Below are 1,623 nucleotides of genomic sequence, written 5' to 3'. Positions count from 1 at the left end.
ACCTTCATTTTTAATACCACTTGTAATAGTCGCATCAGAATCATTTTTTAAACTTAAATTATTATTACTTCTATTGAAGATATTACCATAAATAATTCCATTGTCAGTATTTAAAATACCACTTCCTTTTGCAGAAGCAATAAGACCTTCATTTTCAATAGTGATTCCGTATTCTTGTTTTTCTTGTCCTTCTTTTCCAATGGTTCCAGTATTTATAATACCCCCATTACCACCTTGGATAGTTCCAGATACATTGATGCTAGTATTTACTTGCTTACCGCCACCTATATAAATACCTGCATTACCACCTTCTAATCTACCCCCTGCTTTAACTTCAATGCCTTCACCCTCAATACCATTTTTACTTCCATCTATATGGATTGCATCATTGCCTGCTTTAATAACACCACCTTCTTCTATAGTGATTTTACCAATATTAACGGGCTTTTTATTTGTATCAAATGCATAAAAAGTTATACCATTGTTGCCTGCTTCTATAGTTCCTTTATTTGTAAGGGTTTCTATCTTGTTGCCATCACCTATGAAGATAGCATTGCCGTTTTGATTTTTGATTAGGCCTGTGTTTTCAAAATTTTTAATAGTGGAGCTTGAAGTTCCCCAACTTTGAATGAATATTGCTCCTGATAATTGTTTGGCTCCAGATGTTCCTTCTATAGTACCACTGTTTTTAAAATTATCTATAGTAGTGCTTGATATATTTATACCTACTCTTCCTGAAAGAATACCTGAGTTATCAAAATTTGTTATAGTAGAGGCTTGAAGATTAACCCCAGAGCTCGCATAAGCAGCCCCATTAGGTCCTCCTGGATCTTTTCTTCCATCGCCTTTTAAGGTTCCGCTATTGATAAATGTTTGGATTGTAGAATAGCCAATATATATTGCTTGCGTATCCCAGTTATTTACATCTTGATTGCTGGTTTGAATAGTGCCACTATTATTAAGAGTTTGTACACTTGAATTATCTATGCTTATACCTCTATGTCCCTCGCTTTTAATGTTTCCATTATTGGTAATGGTTTTAACATCAGTATGATTAAATCGAACAGCTTCTTTATTTGTTGAAGTTGTTATAACTCCAGTATTGTTAAAATTATTAATCGTGGATTTATTATTAGCACCGCCTTCGAAAAAAACTCCTTTATCGCTTGAAGCTATAGTTCCACTGTTATCAAACTGATCCACAGTGAGAATTCCTGAGTTTTTATTTCCCCAAACTCCCATATAAATTTGACCATTAACTTGACCTATATTTTCAAAGGTATTGACAGTGATGGTTCCTGTGAGGTTATCTTGGCTATTTTGTATGGCTACTTTACCATTGATGGTTCCATTATTGGTAAGATTTGCAAGAGTAAGAGTATTGCCATTGTTAGTAGAAGCATAAATAATATTACCAGTATTACCTATACTACCTAAAGTTCCACCTGATTGAATTATTATGGTATGTGGACCTTGATCGGAAATGTTGATTGTGCTAGTTTCTGAACCACTTACAGTCGTATTAGTATTCTGATAAACACTTGCTGATCTAGCTTTAGTATTTTTATTTGCTTCATCATAAGTTTTTATTTCAGGAGCAAGTGTAGCATTAGCACAACTCGC

Annotated in this window: 1 pseudogene; it reads right to left on the bottom strand. The window is 33.9% G+C overall.

Features of this window, described 5'->3' with window-relative positions:
- A pseudogene (locus AJN69_RS10155) lies at positions 1–1,623 on the bottom strand (hypothetical protein); the annotation flags it as partial.

Origin of the sequence: Campylobacter sp. BCW_4338 (assembly GCF_001763255.1) — a bacterium.
Lineage (GTDB): Bacteria > Campylobacterota > Campylobacteria > Campylobacterales > Campylobacteraceae > Campylobacter_D > Campylobacter_D jejuni.
This window is presented reverse-complemented; position numbering and strand designations above follow the sequence as displayed.